Genomic DNA, 16,235 nt, shown 5'->3' with positions numbered 1-16,235 from the left:
TGGTTCATGTTGAGGCATCGATACGCGAATTCCCGGACGTTATTGTGTGTATATGCACTGCAATTGCACGACACGGATATTGGCCCGATCCGCCACAGGAAAAAGGAAACCATGATGAAACACGAACGACACCAGCCGCGCGTCAAAGCATGGATGGCATCGATTGCCGCGGCGGTCGCGGCGATTGGCCTCGCCGGCTGCGTGAACTACGGCGGCATCAAGAGCGACCAGCACATTGCGCCCCCTGAGCAGTTCGAGACACAGCAGAGCCTGCCTGCCCAGGGCGGCCAGTGGCCAGCGATGGACTGGGCGAAGCAGTTCGGCGACCCGCAGTTGCCTGCGCTGATCGACGACGCGTTGAAGGGCAATCCGACCATCGAACAGGCGCGCGCCCGCATCGAGAAGGCGTCGTCTTACGTGGGTAGCGCCAATTCGAAGCTCTATCCGAATGTGACGGGCAGCTTTTCGTCGACACGCCAGCTTTACAGCGGCAATTCGATCGTGCCGCCGCCGTACGGCGGCACGTGGCAGACCGAAAACACGGTGCTCGCGGGCGCTTCGTGGGATCTCGACCTGTGGGGCAAGAACCGGGACCGCCTGCGCCAGGCGGTCTCGCAACAGAAGGTTGCCGATGCCGAAGCCGAGGAGGTGCGCATCACGCTGGCGGCGTCGGTGGCGAGCACGTACAACCATCTGGCCCAGCTCTACGCGTTGCGCGACATCCAGGTTCGCGAAGTGAAGAACCGCGAGGTCATCGGACGTATCACGGCCGGACGCGTGAGCGCGGGACTCGACACCGACGTTGAGCGGCAGACCGCTAACGGTGACACCGCGACGAGCCGCTCGAGTGTCGGCGACCTCGACGGACAGATCACGATCGTGCGCTACCAGCTCGCCGCGCTGCTCGGCGCGGGGCCGGACAGTGGCCTGAAGATCACTAATCCGACCCTCGGCGAGGGCAACAACGTCGCGCTGCCCGACGACCTGCCGGCCGATCTGCTGTCGCGCCGCCCGGACATCGTCGCGGCGTACTGGCAGGTGGACGCGGCCACGCAGGATGTGAAGGAAGCGAAGGCCGAGTTCTTCCCGGACGTGAATCTTTCCGCCGCTGCGGGACTGGATGCATTCGGCTGGGGACGGTTTCTGACGGCTGGCAGCCGCGAGTTCCAGCTGGCGCCCGCGATCCATCTGCCGATTTTCGACGCTGGCGCGTTGCGCGCGCAGTTGAAGGGCCGCTATGCGGACCTCGACTACGACGTCGCGACCTACAACCAGACGCTGATCGGCGCGCTGTCCGACGTCGCAACGCAGGTCACGCAGATCCATTCTGACGACCGTCAGCTCGTCTACGCACGCGAGGCGCTGGATGCGCAGAGCAAGGCGTATCAGCTCGCAGTGGTCCGCTACCGGTCAGGTCTGAACGAGCAACTGCAGGTGCTGAACGCGGACGACAACCGGCTCGCCGCGGAGTCCGCGGTTGTCGATCTCGAGATGGACCGCCGCCGTACGCAGATCGGTTTGATCAAGGCGCTCGGTGGCGGTTTCGACGCATCGGGCGCAGGCCTCGCGACGCCGATTCCCGCGCCTGCCAGCGGCACCACGACCCAATGAATGCACCCATCCGCCGCCGCGCACAACCGCGCGAAGGCTCACCTCGAACCTTGCTGGAGTTATCGATGAACGCACCTCAAACGAAGCCGGCCGATGCGCCGACCAGGCAATCCAGACAATCGGGAAAACGCAAAGCGCTGCTTGTGCTGCTCGCCGCCTCGCTTGCGATGGCGGGCGCTGCCTACGGCGCCTACTACTACCTGGACGCCCAATACCACGTGGACACCGACGACGCCTACGTGAACGGCAACGTCGTGCAGATCACGCCGCAGATTTCAGGCACCGTGGTCGCCGTCAACACCGACAACACGCGGATCGTGAAGCAGGGCGAACCGGTCGTGCAGATCGACCCGGCCGACGCAAAGATCGCGCTGCAGCAGGCGGAGGCGAATCTCGGCCAGACCGTGCGCCAGGTCCACGGCCTCTATGTCGGCGACGACAAGTATCGAGCGGACATCGCGCAGCGCGAATCCGACCTGTCGAAAGCGCAAGACGACTTACGGCGCCGCCTCGCGACCGGCATGACGGGCGCGGTGTCCGACGAAGAGATCTCCCATGCGCGCGATGCCGTGCGCTCGGCGCAGGCCGCGCTCGACGCGGCGCGCCAGCAGCTCGGCGCGAATCGCGCGCTGACCGCCAATACGTCGGTCGCGAACCATCCGGACGTGCAGGCGAGCGCCGCGCGTGTGCGCGACGCCTACCTCGCGTACGCGCGCACCACGCTGCCCGCGCCGGTGAGCGGCTATGTCGCGCAGCGCACGGTGCAGGTCGGGCAGCGCGTGTCGCCGGGCACGCCGCTGATGTCAGTGGTGCCGCTCAATCAGGTGTGGGTTGATGCGAACTTCAAGGAGTGGCAGTTGCGCCATATCCGCATTGGGCAACCAGTCGCATTGACCGCCGATGTGTACGGTTCGAGGGTTATCTATCACGGCAAGGTGGCGGGCTTCACGCCAGGCACGGGCTCGGCGCTCGCGCTGCTGCCGGCGCAGAACGCCACGGGCAACTGGATCAAGGTCGTGCAGCGGTTGCCGGTGCGCATCGAGATTCCGCCGGCGGAACTCGAAAAGCATCCGCTGCGCGTGGGCCTTTCGATGAACGCGGACGTCGACGTGAAAGACGTCGCCGGCGATCCGCCCGACACGGCTACGCCTGTTTCGGCCTACAAGACCGATGTGTTCGCCAAGTACGGCGATGAAGCGGATACCGCGATCGCGAAGATCATCGCGGCCAACGAGTGAGCGGCCACGATCATGACTACCTCCAACCAACCGGCCCATCCCCCGCTGACGGGGGCGACCCTCGCGCTCGGCTCGTTCGTCGTGGGCCTCGCGGGCTTCATGACTGTGCTCGATTCGTCGATCGCCAACGTCGCGATTCCTACCATCTCCGGCAATCTCGGCGTCTCGGTCGATGAAGGCACGTGGGTGATCACTGTGTTCGCTGCGGCCAATTCGGTCTCGATTCCGCTGACTGGCTGGCTCACGCAGAGGCTCGGGCAGGTGCGCCTCTTCGTCGGCTCGATTCTGCTGTTCACGTTCGCGTCGTGGCTGTGCGGCATCGCGCCGTCGCTGCCGGTACTCCTGGCGGCGCGCGTACTGCAGGGCGCCGTGGCCGGGCCGCTGATTCCGATGTCGCAGGCGCTGCTGCTCAGTTCGTGGCCGAAGGCGAAGTCGTCGCTCGCGCTGTCGCTCTTTTCGATGATCGTCGTGACCGGGCCGATCATCGGGCCGTCCCTCGGCGGCTGGGTGACCGACAGCTACAGCTGGTCGTGGATTTTCTATATCAACATTCCCGTCGGGCTGTTCGCGGCCGCGATGGTATGGATCCTGTACCGGCATCGCGATACGCCAACCAGAAAGTTGCCGGTGGACATCGTCGGACTGGGGCTGTTGATCGTCTGGGTCGCGTCGCTGCAGGTGATGCTCGACAAGGGCAAGGATCTCGACTGGTTCTCGTCGAGCACGATCGTGATCCTGAGCATCTTCGCCGTCGTGGGGCTCGCGTTCTTCATCGTGTGGGAGTTGACGGAGAAGAACCCCGTCGTCGACCTGACGCTCTTCAAGGATCGCAACTTTCTGGGCGGCACGATTTCGATCGCCATTGCGTATGCGATCTTCTTTGGCACGCTGGTACTGTTGCCGCAGTGGATGCAGGAGTACCTGGGTTACCGCGCGGTGGATGCGGGACTCGCGACTGCGCCGCTCGGCATCTTTGCGGTGATCGGCGCGCCGATCATGGGCAAGATCCTGCCACGTTCGGACGCGCGCATCATCGGCACGCTCGCATTCATCGGCTTCGCGGTGGTCTACTACATGCGCACGTTCTTCTATACGGACCTCAGCGAAGGCTACATCATCCTGCCGACGCTGCTGCAGGGCATTCCCATGGCATTGTTCTTCGCGCCACTGACGGTGATCATCCTGTCGGGGCAGCCGCCTGAAAAGGTGCCCGCCGCGGCCGGCCTGTCGACCTTTGCGCGCATGTTCTTCGGTGGTATCGGCACCTCGCTTGCCGGCGTGGTGTGGAACAACCGGACCATCATGCACCATGAAATCCTGACGCAGCAATCGAGCCCGACCAACCCGGCGTTCATCGCACAACTTGACACGTATCACTCGCTGCTCGGACTGAACAGCAACGCGTCGTATGCGCTGTTCGATCACACGGTGCAGACCCAATCCGCGATGCTGGGCCTGAACGATGTGTTCTACGGCGCCGCGATCATCATGATCATCATCATTCCGCTGATCTGGATCACCAAGCCGGGCAAGGCGGGAGGTTCAAGCGACGCGGTCGCGGCTGCGCACTGAACGGATGATCGGGAGTGGGTGGTAAAAGATTCCCAATAAAATCAATGACTTGCGATGATTGATGTAAAGATTTTTTTGTTGGTCGTTTCGTTCTAAGTCGTTGATATAGAAGCAAAATTTTTGAAGATTCCGGAGGCGGCCGGGCCATTGTGTGCCGCAAAATGACGGTATGGCGGACGGTATGCGTCGAATGCGCGATTGCGACTCGATAATTTACAGGCAGCGTGATGCGGGATCGCGGGTACATCAAGGGCTCGTGGTTGGTGACGGTAGTGAGCGGCAAAAATTGATATAAGCCAGGTAGCCGCCAGGCATCCGCTTCCGCACTCGCGTCTTGCAGTGAGATACCAGTCATTCGCTCGCCGGAGCGAAACACCGCCAGTGACCCGGGCGAGCCTCCTGCTGTTGATAGCTTTCGATCTGGTCGGCCGCGCGCCCCAGTATCCGGCTCGCACACTGCCCGCGCGAGTCGAGATAGGCATTCAGTTCCGCAATGGCATCGCTCAATGCAGCATATCCGCTTGTGAACACCGCGGACGTCATCTCCGTTGCCGTCGCGCCGGCGAGCAGAAAGCGCGCGACGTCGAGACCGTTGCGCGCGCCATTGGTCGCGATCAGCGGATACGCAGCGCCGAGACGCCGTCGCGCGAGCGCAATCCATCGCGCGGTGAGCGGCAGAGACCATCCGCCGCCAATGGCCGCGTTGGTGCCAAGCACCGGTGCCTGCGATTCGAGGTCCGGCAGAAAACCCATGAAGCGCCCCATCAACACCACCGCATCCGCGCCGCTAGCCTGTGCTGCCGCTGCGATGCCCGTGACGTCCTCGCTCTGTCCGGTCAGCTTGATCCATAACGGCAGACGCGTGCTGGCGCGCAGGCGCGACACGATCGTTGCGATCCGCGCCGCGTCCCGTTCGAGTCGGATCGCGCCTTTCGACGCTTCCTCGCCATGTGGCGCGCCGATGTTGACTTCCAGTACGCGCAACCCTGCCTGTTCGATCTGCGCGGCGTAACGCGCGCACTGCTCCAGATCGCTGAGGATCAGGCTTGGAATGACGTACGCGTCGCTGGCGGCGGCTTCGCGGTCGAGCGCCGCGAGTTCGTCGAGCCAGCCGTCGAACTCGCGTTGCACGAGACCCGAGCGGCAGAACAACGTCGCGTCTCTCGATTCCGCCGTATGCCACGGCACAGGATTCCAGTGCGCGTCGAACAACGCATAGTCGGTCCGGTCGAGCTGGTCTTTCGCCGCCTGCGACTCGTTGGTCGATTTCGCAACGACCGCTGCCGCACCATGCCGTAACGCGGCGCGGATCGCGTCGCCTGTCATCGTGTGCTCGCCGGCACCGCAGATGACCGGGTTCTTCAGTGCGATGTTGCCGACGCGGGTATGCAGTCTGTCGTTCATGAGGCGATCAGCCCTATTTCTGTTTTTTTCTGTGCGCCGCCAGCGTGTGCTCGTACGCGTCGCCATTCAGGCGGGCACTCAACGCTGCGGCGGCGCTCTGGATGTGCTTGAGAATGCCCGGGTCGGGCGGCGACACCACTTCGCCACTGGAGCCAACGATACCGATCGTCCCGAGCACCACGTTGTTCATGCCGAAGATCGGACAGCACAGCGCGTTGATGCCGACGGTCACTTCGCCATCCGCATCGTCGTAGAGGCGCGCGCGTATCAGGTCGAGCCGCTCCGCGAGCTTGTCCGGATCAGTCATCGTGAGCGGCGTGAGCGGCGGCATCTTGCGGCGCATCACGCGCTGCTGGCTGGCCTCGTCCGAGAAAGCGAGGACGATGCGCCCCTGCGCGGAGCAATAGGGCTGGACGCGGTTCCCGGGTTTCACGGAGATGCAGACGTTTGCCTTGGACTCGACCGTGGCGACCACGAGCGCCGTGTCGTTGGTCGCCACCGACAGCAGCGCCGTCTGCCCCGTCGCGTCGCGAATCTGCGTGAGATAGGGATCGGCGAGCGTACGTAGATCGAACTGCTCGCTCGCGGCGGCACCATAGATCACGAGCCGGGCGCCGAGCCGGTACTTCTCGCTCACGGGGTCCTGTTCGACGACACCCAGCTGGCGCAACGATGCGAGGTGACGATAGACACGCGGCTTCGGTTCCTCGACGATCTGCGCAAGCTCGGTGACACCCATCGGGCGTCGGGCCGACGACATTTCGTCCAGCAGCCTGAATACGATGCCGACCGATTCCAGCACGGCTGGACCTTCCACCGCCTCCTGAACGCGCGCCTTTTGCGTTGCCATTGCCTGTCTCTCCCGTTTAGGCCCGGCGCGGTTCAGATTCTCATCAGCCGGGCAGCGTTTCCGGACGTCATTTTACGTATGTCCGTCTCGCTGTAACCGATATCGAGCGCGGTGCGGATCACGCTGCGAAAACCGTCGCCGATGGTCGGATTGCCTTTCTGGCCGAGGTCGGAACCGAGGATGGTCAGATCGACCGTGCCCGCCTCGATCACCTGGCCCAGGAATTCGGGATCGTAGAACTTGAACTTGGAGCCCGGTACCCACATGCACATCGAGTGCTCCATGTAGACGCCTTCCTTCGCCAGTTGACGCATGTCGTCGAGCGACGCGTCCACGACGTAGGTCGGATGGTTGACGAGCAGGCGCTTGACGCCGCGCTTGCGCGCTTCCTCGAAGAGCGGCCAGATTTCCGCGATGTTCAGATGTCCACCGGACAGCACGACGTCGGCTTCCGCGATCAGATCGAGGATCGCGAGTACCTCGTCCTTCAGCTTGCCGTCGTCGTTCAGCACGGTGAGCGGAATCGGCTGCAACATGCGCTGGGTGGTCTGCGGGAATTTCTGGTCGAACTGCTTGTCCTGGTGATGATGCGCGATGTGGTTCTTCGACGAGAACGTCGGCATCCAGACGAGATTCGCACCCAGTTTGAGGCCGTGTTCGACCGCGTGAACGTTCAGGCCGCCGACTGCGTTATTCAGCGGAACGCCCGACATCACATGCACGCCGAGATCGGCGAAGTGCTTGTTGAGCAGATACGAGACGGGGGTGCACGAGTAATAGTGATCCTTCAGCAGCACCGCCTTGAGTCCCGACGCGGACGCCTCCCGGATCGCCTCGACGTGATCGAGATAGCGGGCCATTACCGACGGGCCGCTGTGGCAATGCAGATCGATCGCACCCTGCATGAGCCGGTCGACCTGGGCGTCTTCCTGCGTTGTGGTTCGTTCGAGTGTGATGTCGTTCATCGTATTTCCTCTGAATGTGCGGTTCGGACGCCGTCCACGGTTTGCCGCCATCCCGCGCGCAGCATGGACTGGTCCGAACCAATGACGAACAGCGATGCGCCGGCGGCGAGCCAGGCGGGCACGTCGCGGCCGTCGCCGAGAAAGAGTCCGCCGGCCTTGCCCGCGCGCGTGGCGGCCGCGAGGGCGGCGCGCGTGCCGGCGGCGACCGACGGATGGTCGAGATCGAACGCGCGCAGCGAGACAGCGAGATCCGCGCGCCCGACGAACAGGCAGTCGACGCCGTCCACCGCCGCGATCGCGTCGAGTTGCTCCAGTGCGTCCGCGTCCTCGATCTGGCAGATCACGCTGACCGATTCGTCCTGACGGACGATGTGCTCGCGCATCGGCACGCCACCGTAGGCGCCGGCGCGCGCGGAGTTGGAGAAGCCGCGCACACCCGTCGCATAGCGCGTGCAGGCCACGATCTCCGCCGCGTCCCGCGCGGATCGCACGTGCGGCATCAGCACGCCTTCCGCGCCCATGTCGAGCACCTGAAGGAGTGTCGCAGGCCGCGTGTCCGGCACGCGCACGAGACCCGCGACTCCGGCCGCGCGGCACGCCATCAGACAGGCATCGAGATCGGACACGGAGAACGCGGCATGCTCCGCGTCGATCACGACCGCGTCCAGCCCGGCCACGCCGGCCACTTCGACCGGCTGGTAGTGCCCGGTCTTGATGAACGAGCTCACGAGCGGCGCGCCGCCGCCGAGCAGGCGCTGGCGGAACGTGCGTGCCGTCATTTCGACGCCTCCGCTTCGGCGAACTCGCCGGCCTGATAGTCGACCAGATGGCGGTAGTCCTCGCGCAGCGGCGCGAACACGTCGAGGTTCAGCACGACTTCGTCGCCGAGCGGTTCCGCATAGTGCACGACATGAGGAGGAATCCGAAGCATCGTGCCTGGACCGCCTTCCACGATCTCGTCGTCGAGATGGAAGCGCACCCGGCCCTGCACGATGATCACCAGCTGCTCGAAGGTGTGACTGTGGGGGAACACGGTCATGCCGGGGGTCAGCCAGTTCATCACGCACATGACGTCGTCGCCGCGGAAGCCGACGCGTTCCACGCCTTTGCGTACGACTTCGCGAGGCAGGTCATTCCAGTTGTGAAGCAGGTTCTGAAGGTTCATCTGACGCTTTCTCCTGCAGGTTCGGGCCGCATGGCGGAAGCCATTTCGCCATGCGGTGTTATTTTCTTCAAAAGAACAATGTTTCAATGAAAAGAATGTTAGGGCGGACCGCGCGCCGCGGTCAAGCGATCCTGCCGAATCGAAGGGTCGGGATTTATACCTGGAAACCAGTGCTTGACATGGCTCGGATCGAGTGTCTAGCATGTGTCGCGTAAAAGAACCGTGTTTCGATAAAGAAAACACAATGCGATGACGAGGCCGACCCGTCGGCCCCTCCAACCAGGATCCAACCCGGATCCGCCAGGATCCAGCCAGGAAGCGAGATGACTCTGAATACCCCTTTGTTGATTGACGGCGAATGGCGTGCCGGCCGGCATGCGCAGCGGGCGACGGTGCGCGATCCGGCGACGGGCGAAGCGCTCGGCGAACTCGGCCTCGCCGACGAACGCGACATGGAACTGGCGCTCGCGGCCGCGCGGCGCGGTTTCGAGGTCTGGCGCAAGACCTCCGCGTACGACCGCGCGAAAGTGCTCGGCCGCGCGGCCGATCTGCTGCGCGAACGGACTGACACGATCGCCGCGCTGATCACGCGGGAGCAGGGCAAGCCGCTCGCCGAAGCGCGACTCGAAGCGGCGAGCGCGGGAGACCATGTCGACTGGTACGCGGAAGAAGGACGGCGCGCATATGGACGATTGATTCCGCCGAGGCAGCGCGGCGCGCGACAGGTGGTGCTGCGCGAGCCGGTGGGCCCGGTCGCGGCGTTCAGCCCGTGGAATTTCCCGGTCGGACAACTGGTGCGCAAGATCGCAGGCGCGCTGGCGGCGGGCTGTTCGATCATCGCGAAGGGGCCCGAGGAAACGCCGTCGTCGTGCATCGAGTTATGCCGCGCGTTCCGGGACGCGGGCGTGCCGGACGGCGTGCTGAATCTGCTGTTCGGCGTGCCGGCGGAGGTCTCGTCGTTCCTGATCCGTTCCGACGTGATCCGCAAGGTGTCGTTTACCGGCTCGGTGCCGGTGGGCCGCGCGCTCGGCGCGCTGGCCGCGCAGCATCTGAAGCGCTGCACGCTCGAACTCGGCGGTCACGCGCCGTTCATCGTCTGCGACGACGCCGACGTCGATGCGGCGGTCGCGCTCGGGGTCGGCCTGAAGTACCGCAATGCCGGACAGGTCTGCGCGTCGCCGACGCGATTCTTCGTGCAGTCGGGCGTGTACGACGCATTCGTCGACGCGTTCTCGAATCGCGCCGCGCGCCTCGTGACCGGCAGCGGCGCCGCCGCGGACACGCAGATGGGTCCGCTTGCCCACGCGCGCCGCGTCGATGCAATGGCATCGTTCGTCGAAGACGCGCAGTCGGCTGGCGCGTCGGTACGCACCGGCGGCGGCCGGCTCGACGGCAAGGGCGGCTTCTTCTACCCGCCGACCGTGCTCGCCGATGTGCCGGATCACGCGCGCGTGATGCGCGACGAACCGTTCGGTCCGATCGCGACGATGCTGCGCTTCGACACGCTCGACGAAGTGCTCGCGCGTGCGAACGCGCTGCCGTATGGGCTCGCCGCATTTGCGTTCACGCGCTCCATCTCGACGGCGACGCGCCTCGCGGACGATCTGGAGTGCGGGATGGTGTCGATCAATCACTTCGGTCTTGCCGCGCCGGAAACGCCGTTCGGCGGCGTCAAGGACAGCGGCTACGGCAGCGAAGGCGGCAGCGAGGGACTGGACGCGTACCTTCAGCCGAAGTTCGTCAGCCAGATCGGCCTCTGACGGACGCGCGAATGGACACCTTCGACTACATCGTCGCGGGCGCCGGTTCGGCTGGCTGCACCGTCGCGGCAAGACTGGTGCAGGCCGGCCGGAGTGTGCTGCTGCTCGAAGCCGGACCGCCCGACAACCATCCGTTCATCCATATTCCCGGGACCTTCATCCGGGTGCACGGCACGCGGCGTACCTGGATGTATCGCACCGATGCGCAGGCGCATGTGAACGGCCGCGAAGTCTTCATTCCGCAGGGCCGCACGCTCGGCGGCGGCAGCTCGGTGAACGCGATGATCTACATTCGCGGCCAGCAGCAGGACTACGACGACTGGGCCGCGGCCGGTTGCACGGGATGGAGCTGGGACGACGTGCTGCCGGTGTTCCTGCGCGCGGAGGGCAATCGTCGTCTCGGAGCGCCGCTGCACGGTACGCAAGGTCCGCTCAAGGTCAGCGACGGCGTGTACCGGCATCCGTTGAGCCAGGCGTTCGTGCGTGCCGCGATGGAAAGCGGCGTGCCGTTCACCGACGACTTCAATGGACCGCGCCAGGAAGGTGTCGGCTATTACCAGACTACGACCGATGCGGGCCGGCGCTGCAGCGCGGCGGTCGCATACCTGGGGCCGGTAAGAGGTCGAAGCAATCTGGTCGTGCGCACCGGCATGCAGGTCGAGCGCGTGTTGTTCGACGGGCGCCGTGCGATTGGCGTGGCGGTGCGCGCCGACGACGGGAGTCTGCACGAATATCGCTGCCGCGAAGAGGTCGTGCTGTCGGCGGGCGCGCTTGCCACGCCGAAGATCCTGATGCTCTCCGGCGTCGGCGATGGCGTGCATCTGCGCGAGGTCGGCATCGGCGTGCGGCACGATTTGCCCGGTGTGGGGCGCAATTTCCAGGACCATCTCGCGGCATCCGTGTACGCGCGGACCCGCCGGCCGGTCAGCCTGCTCGGGCACGATCGGGGCGTGAAGGCGCTGGGTCACGGGCTGCAATATGTCGCGGCGCGGCGGGGACTGCTGACGTCCAACGTGATCGAGAGCGGCGCGTTCGTCGACGCGACCGGTTGCGGTCGTCCCAATGTGCAGTTCCACGTGGTGCCGGCGTTGACCGGCGACGTCGATCGCGCGCCGCCGGGCGGTCACGGCATTTCGCTGAATCCGTGCGCGCTGCGTCCCAGGTCGCGCGGCACGCTGCGGCTGCGCAGCGCCGATCCGCAGGCGAGCTTTTCGCTCGATGCGGGTTTCCTGTCGCATGAGGACGACCTGCGCGTGATGGTCGCAGGCGTCCGGCTCGCGCGACGCATCATGCGCGCGCGGTCGCTCGCGCGCCATCTCGACGGCATGCTGATGCTGCCGGATGGCGACGAAGATGCGATCCCGCAGCAGGTGTACGAGGACTACGTGCGCACGGTCGCGAAGACGGTGTTCCATCCGGTCGGCACCTGCAGGATGGGCGTCGATCCGCTCGCGGTCGTTTCGCCCGAACTGCGTGTGCGCGGGTTCGAAGGACTGCGGGTGGCCGACGCTTCGGTCATGCCGCGGATCGTCAGCGGCAACACCAACGCGCCGAGCATCATGATCGGCGAACGGTGCGCCGATTTCATGCTCGGCAGGCAGCAGGCGGGCGAGCGCCAGGCCGCCTGACACTGAACACACGACGCTGGATGCGACCCGGCCGCAGAGCCGCGCATCCGGTGCTACAACATCGCACAGGAGACAACGTGAATCTGCTTTCCCGCCCGACCTTCGAGTCCGCGCGCGACTGGACGCTTTACAACCGGATCGCGCGCCGCATCCTGCCGTTCCTGTTTTTCCTCTACATCATTTCGTTCCTGGATCGCGTCAACGTCGGTTTCGCCAAGCTGCAGATGGCCACCGACATCGGCCTGAACGATACGGCGTTCGGCTTCGGCGCGGGCGTGTTCTTCATCGGCTATTGCCTGTGCGAGATTCCGAGCAACCTGATGTTGCAGCGTATCGGCGCGAAGTTCTGGATCGCCCGCATCATGGTCGTATGGGGCATCGTGTCGGCGTGCATGATGTTCGCGCACTCGCCGCGGTCGTTCTACCTGCTGCGCTTTCTGCTCGGCGTGTCGGAAGCCGGCTTCTATCCGGGCATCGTGCTGTATCTGACCTACTGGTTTCCGGCCTGTGCGCGCTCGCAGGCGATGGCGTATTTCAATCTCGGCATCGCGCTTGCCGGCGTGTTCGGCAGTCCGCTGTCGGGCTGGATCATGCAGACCTTCGCGGGCGTCGGCGGACTGGCGGGCTGGCAATGGCTGTTTCTGCTGGAGGGAGCGCCCGCCATCGTGTTCGGCATCGTGACGTACTGCTATCTGGATAACGGACCTGGGCACGCCCGCTGGTTGAGTTCCGACGACAACGCACGGGTCGCCGCGCAACTCGCAGCCGAGCGCAGGGCGAGCGAACTCGACGGCGCTCGCCACGACTTTCGCGCGGCGTTTTCGAATCCGGGCATCTGGTGTCTGATCGTGACGAACTTCACGCTGTTGTGCGGCACCTACGGCGTGTCGTTCTGGATGCCGCAGATCGTCAGGAATCTCGGCATCCGCAGTCTGACGGTGACGGGCCTGCTCGCGGCCGTGCCGTTTGCCGTGGCCGCGGTCGTGATGCTGTTGGTCAGCCGCCATTCGGACAGGACCCGCGAGCGCCGCTGGCACGGCACCGTCTGCACGTTGCTGTCGGCCGCGGGGCTCGCCTTCAGCGCCTGCTTTCATTCACAGCCGTACCTGTCGCTGATCGGCCTCAGCGTGGCCATGGCGGGCGGTCTGTCGGGCTTCTGCGTGCTGTGGGCGCTGCCCGGCGTGTTGCTGACGGGGCAGGCCGCCGCCGCGGCGATCGCGTTGATGGCGATGATCGGCAACCTCGGCGGCTACGCGAGCCCGTTTCTGATCGGCTGGTTGCGCGACCGGACCGGGCACCTCGAAAGCGGGCTCTATGCGCTCGCCGCAGTGACCCTGCTGGGTGCGATCGCGATGGCCTGCGTGCCTCAGCTTCGTCAGCGGCCGCGCGCGATGGACGACGGTGCGCTGCGAGACACGCCCATCTGATGGAAAACTGGCGGCCTTCACGCAGCATGACCTCGCGCGACGATCGTCGGGATACCTGACGATCGTTACCCGGAGCGCCATTCGCCGGCCACCGCCGCGAGCCCGCGCTACCGACGTTCCGGACCGGCCGGCAGCAGATCGGCTCCCTTGTAGCCGAGATTCCACGAGATCCGCAGCGCGGTCCGTTGCAGCGGGGCGATGATGCCCTCGCCGGGATCTTTCGGAATGTACTGGACGCTGCCGACCAGCGCGAGCGTGCCGACCGCCTGGGCGTTGCTGTCGAGGATCGGCGCGGCGACCGCGCTGATGCCGAGCGTTTCGGCCTCGAAGGCGATTGCGTAACCGGTCTCGCGGGTTTTGCGAACGATCGACTCGAGGCGTGCGAGGTCGGTGACCGTGTAGCGCGTGTAGCGGATCAGTTCCTGTCTTTTCAGTTGCGCGTGCAGTTCGGGATGACCGAATGCCAGCGCGACATAACCCTGGGCGTTCGCATGCAAGGCCAGACTGGTTCCGGGCCGTACACCGATTTCGAGCGCGGCCTTGCCGATCACGGTGGCCAGCACGGTCAATTCGCGCGTGCCGAGGCTCGACAGCACCACGGACAGCCCCAGCTCCTCGCGCAGGTCGCGCATCGCGGCTTCGGCCGCGCCCAGCAGGTCGATCCGCGACCCCGCGGACTGGCCGAGCAGATAGGCCTTGACCCCAGGACGGTAGCGCGACGTCACCGGGTTCTGTGCCAGATAGCCGAGTTCCATCAGCGTCTGCACGTGGCGAAACGCGGTGGCTTTCGTGGTGTTCAACTGCGCCGCGAGTTCGCTCACGCCGATCTCGTCGGCGGCCCCCACGACCTTCTCGAGTATGTCGAACGTCATCTGTACGGATTTGACGCCGCTTCTGTTTTTTTCATCGTCCATCTTCACGCAGTCCTCTTGCCCGACGCGCCGGCGTGCGCGTCGATGGGTAACGACTCTGCGCGCCGGCCGCGATTGCGGCCTCGCCGGCGCAGAGCACATATATCACAACGGTCCAGCCTGCGGCGGGACCGTCACGCAAATGCGGTTCCGGCCACGAGCCGGCGCCGCGAATCCGCGGCGATCGCTGTCGGTGTCGCGCGCTCCCGCTGCGAAACACGCGATCCCAGGACAAACGATTATGTACCGCATATAGAAACATGGTAACGTAATGCGAAACACAAGTGATGTTGCATCACGACTTTTACGTTCAACCTGAGCACACCATGAATTCACTTTCCAGGCTCGACATCGCCCATCATCTGCATCCACAGACCAACCTGCGTCACCATGAGGAAAAAGGACCTTTGATCATCGAGTCGGGTGATGGTCCGTGGGTCGTCGATGCGGACGGAAACCGCTATTTCGAGGGCATGTCCGGACTCTGGTGCGCGTCGCTCGGCTTCAGCGAGCGACGCCTCGCGGAGGCCGCGTACCGCCAGATGCTGAAGCTTCCCTATCAACAAACGTTCGCGCACCGCAGCAGCGGGCCGGTGATCGAGCTGGCGACGCGGCTGCTCGATCTCGCGCCGGCGCCGATGTCGAAGGTGATGTTCCAGAGCTCCGGCTCGGAAGCGATCGATACGGCGATCAAGCTCGTCTGGTATTACCAGGCGGCGCGCGGGCGGCCGGGCAAACGCCGGATCATCGGCCGCCGGCGCGGCTATCACGGCACGACGGTGGCGGCCGCGAGCCTGACCGGATTGCCGAACATGCAGACTGGCTGGGGCCTGCCGCTGCCGGAGATGCTGCATGTGACCTGCCCGCACTTCTATCGCGAAGGGCGCGAGGGTGAGACGCAGGAGGCCTTTTCCGCGCGGCTCGCCGACGAACTGGAACAACTGATCCTGAAGGAGGGCGCGGACACGATCGGCGCATTCGTGGCCGAACCGGTGATGGGAACCGGCGGCGTGATCGTGCCGCCGGCGGGGTATTTCGACAAGGTTCAGGCGGTTCTGCGCCGTCACGACATTCTGTTCGTGGTCGACGAAGTGATCTGCGGATTCGGGCGTACCGGGCACTATTGGGGTTCCCAGGCGTTCGGCCTGGAGCCTGACATGCTGACCTGCGCGAAGGGGCTGTCGTCCGCGTATCAGCCGATCTCCGCGCTGCTCGTCAACGAGACGCTGTATCAGACGATCGCGAGCCAGACGGATGCGCTGGGCGGCTTTGGCCACGGCTTTACGTACGGCGGGCATCCGGTCGCGGCCGCCGTCGCGCTCGAAACGCTCGCGCTGTACGACGAATACCGGATTCTCGAGCGGGTCGGCACGACCGCGCCGATCCTGCAGGCCGGCCTGCGCAGGCTCGCCGATCACCCGCTCGTCGGCGAGGCGCGCGGCATCGGCCTGATGGGCGCGCTCGAACTCGTCGCGGACAAACGCACGCGCGCGCCGTTCGATCCCGCGCTGCAGATCCCGCAACGGGTATCGGACGCACTGGTTCGCCGCGGCGTGATGCTGCGCGCGTTGGGCAATTCGATCCTGTGCGCGCCGCCGCTGATTTCGTCGACGGATGACGTGGAGATGCTGCTGTCCGCGCTGTCGGAAAGCCTCGACGAAGTGGCGACCGCGCACGTGCGCTAGCCTTATGGCAAGAACCGGT

13 protein-coding genes are annotated in these 16,235 nt (G+C 65.1%); 7 read left to right on the top strand and 6 right to left on the bottom strand.

What is annotated here, in order from left to right:
* The first annotated feature begins 114 nt into the window (after positions 1-114).
* The 3 genes from DVS29_RS31240 to DVS29_RS31230 all read left to right on the top strand — a co-directional run bounded on the left by DVS29_RS31240 (position 115) and on the right by DVS29_RS31230 (position 4,421).
* Complete coding sequence (locus DVS29_RS31240) at positions 115-1,611, top strand: efflux transporter outer membrane subunit (protein ID WP_118184395.1); 1,497 nt, start codon at positions 115-117, stop codon at positions 1,609-1,611.
* A gap of 65 nt (positions 1,612-1,676) precedes the next feature.
* On the top strand, positions 1,677-2,849 hold the full coding sequence (locus DVS29_RS31235) for an HlyD/EmrA/EmrK family protein (protein ID WP_118184394.1): 1,173 nt from the start codon (positions 1,677-1,679) through the stop codon (positions 2,847-2,849).
* Between the two features lie 12 nt (positions 2,850-2,861).
* On the top strand, positions 2,862-4,421 hold the full coding sequence (locus DVS29_RS31230; RefSeq protein WP_118184393.1) for a DHA2 family efflux MFS transporter permease subunit: 1,560 nt from the start codon (positions 2,862-2,864) through the stop codon (positions 4,419-4,421).
* A gap of 351 nt (positions 4,422-4,772) precedes the next feature.
* Here the strand turns inward: DVS29_RS31230 and DVS29_RS31225 are convergent, their stop codons facing one another.
* From DVS29_RS31225 to DVS29_RS31205, 5 genes are read right to left on the bottom strand one after another with little or no spacing between them, the layout of a single operon-like run.
* The gene (locus DVS29_RS31225) at positions 4,773-5,825 is read right to left on the bottom strand and encodes a beta/alpha barrel domain-containing protein (protein WP_118184392.1); all 1,053 of its coding nucleotides are present in this window, start codon (positions 5,823-5,825) and stop codon (positions 4,773-4,775) included.
* A gap of 13 nt (positions 5,826-5,838) precedes the next feature.
* Positions 5,839-6,675, bottom strand: a complete 837-nt coding sequence (locus DVS29_RS31220; RefSeq protein WP_118184391.1) for an IclR family transcriptional regulator — start codon at positions 6,673-6,675, stop codon at positions 5,839-5,841.
* 32 nt (positions 6,676-6,707) lie between these two features.
* Complete coding sequence (locus DVS29_RS31215) at positions 6,708-7,640, bottom strand: DUF6282 family protein (protein WP_118184390.1); 933 nt, start codon at positions 7,638-7,640, stop codon at positions 6,708-6,710.
* The gene (locus tag DVS29_RS31210; protein WP_118184389.1) at positions 7,637-8,419 is read right to left on the bottom strand and encodes an HpcH/HpaI aldolase family protein; all 783 of its coding nucleotides are present in this window, start codon (positions 8,417-8,419) and stop codon (positions 7,637-7,639) included. The genes DVS29_RS31215 and DVS29_RS31210 overlap by 4 nt, the downstream gene beginning before the upstream one ends.
* Positions 8,416-8,805 (bottom strand): cupin domain-containing protein, encoded by a 390-nt coding sequence (locus DVS29_RS31205; protein ID WP_118184388.1) that lies wholly within the window; start codon positions 8,803-8,805, stop codon positions 8,416-8,418. Before DVS29_RS31205 ends, DVS29_RS31210 begins: the two co-directional genes overlap by 4 nt.
* A 323-nt stretch (positions 8,806-9,128) precedes the next feature.
* Between DVS29_RS31205 and DVS29_RS31200 the strand changes: the two genes are divergently transcribed.
* From DVS29_RS31200 to DVS29_RS31190, 3 genes are all read left to right on the top strand, one after another.
* The gene (locus DVS29_RS31200; RefSeq protein ID WP_118184387.1) at positions 9,129-10,565 is read left to right on the top strand and encodes an NAD-dependent succinate-semialdehyde dehydrogenase; all 1,437 of its coding nucleotides are present in this window, start codon (positions 9,129-9,131) and stop codon (positions 10,563-10,565) included.
* A gap of 11 nt (positions 10,566-10,576) precedes the next feature.
* Entirely contained in the window at positions 10,577-12,193 is a 1,617-nt protein-coding gene (locus DVS29_RS31195) for a GMC family oxidoreductase (RefSeq protein WP_118184386.1), read from the top strand.
* Positions 12,194-12,270: 77 nt separating this feature from the next.
* Complete coding sequence (locus tag DVS29_RS31190) at positions 12,271-13,620, top strand: MFS transporter (protein WP_118184385.1); 1,350 nt, start codon at positions 12,271-12,273, stop codon at positions 13,618-13,620.
* Positions 13,621-13,727: 107 nt separating this feature from the next.
* Here the strand turns inward: DVS29_RS31190 and DVS29_RS31185 are convergent, their stop codons facing one another.
* Entirely contained in the window at positions 13,728-14,534 is an 807-nt protein-coding gene (locus DVS29_RS31185) for an IclR family transcriptional regulator (protein ID WP_118184384.1), read from the bottom strand.
* A gap of 323 nt (positions 14,535-14,857) precedes the next feature.
* Between DVS29_RS31185 and DVS29_RS31180 the strand changes: the two genes are divergently transcribed.
* Complete coding sequence (locus DVS29_RS31180; protein WP_118184383.1) at positions 14,858-16,216, top strand: aminotransferase; 1,359 nt, start codon at positions 14,858-14,860, stop codon at positions 16,214-16,216.
* Positions 16,217-16,235: the final 19 nt, after the last annotated feature.

Origin of the sequence: Paraburkholderia phosphatilytica, assembly GCF_003443895.1 — a bacterium.
GTDB classification, from domain to species: Bacteria; Pseudomonadota; Gammaproteobacteria; order Burkholderiales; family Burkholderiaceae; genus Paraburkholderia; species Paraburkholderia phosphatilytica.
The sequence above is the reverse complement of the archived record's forward strand: the minus strand, read 5'-3'. Positions and strand labels throughout refer to the sequence as shown.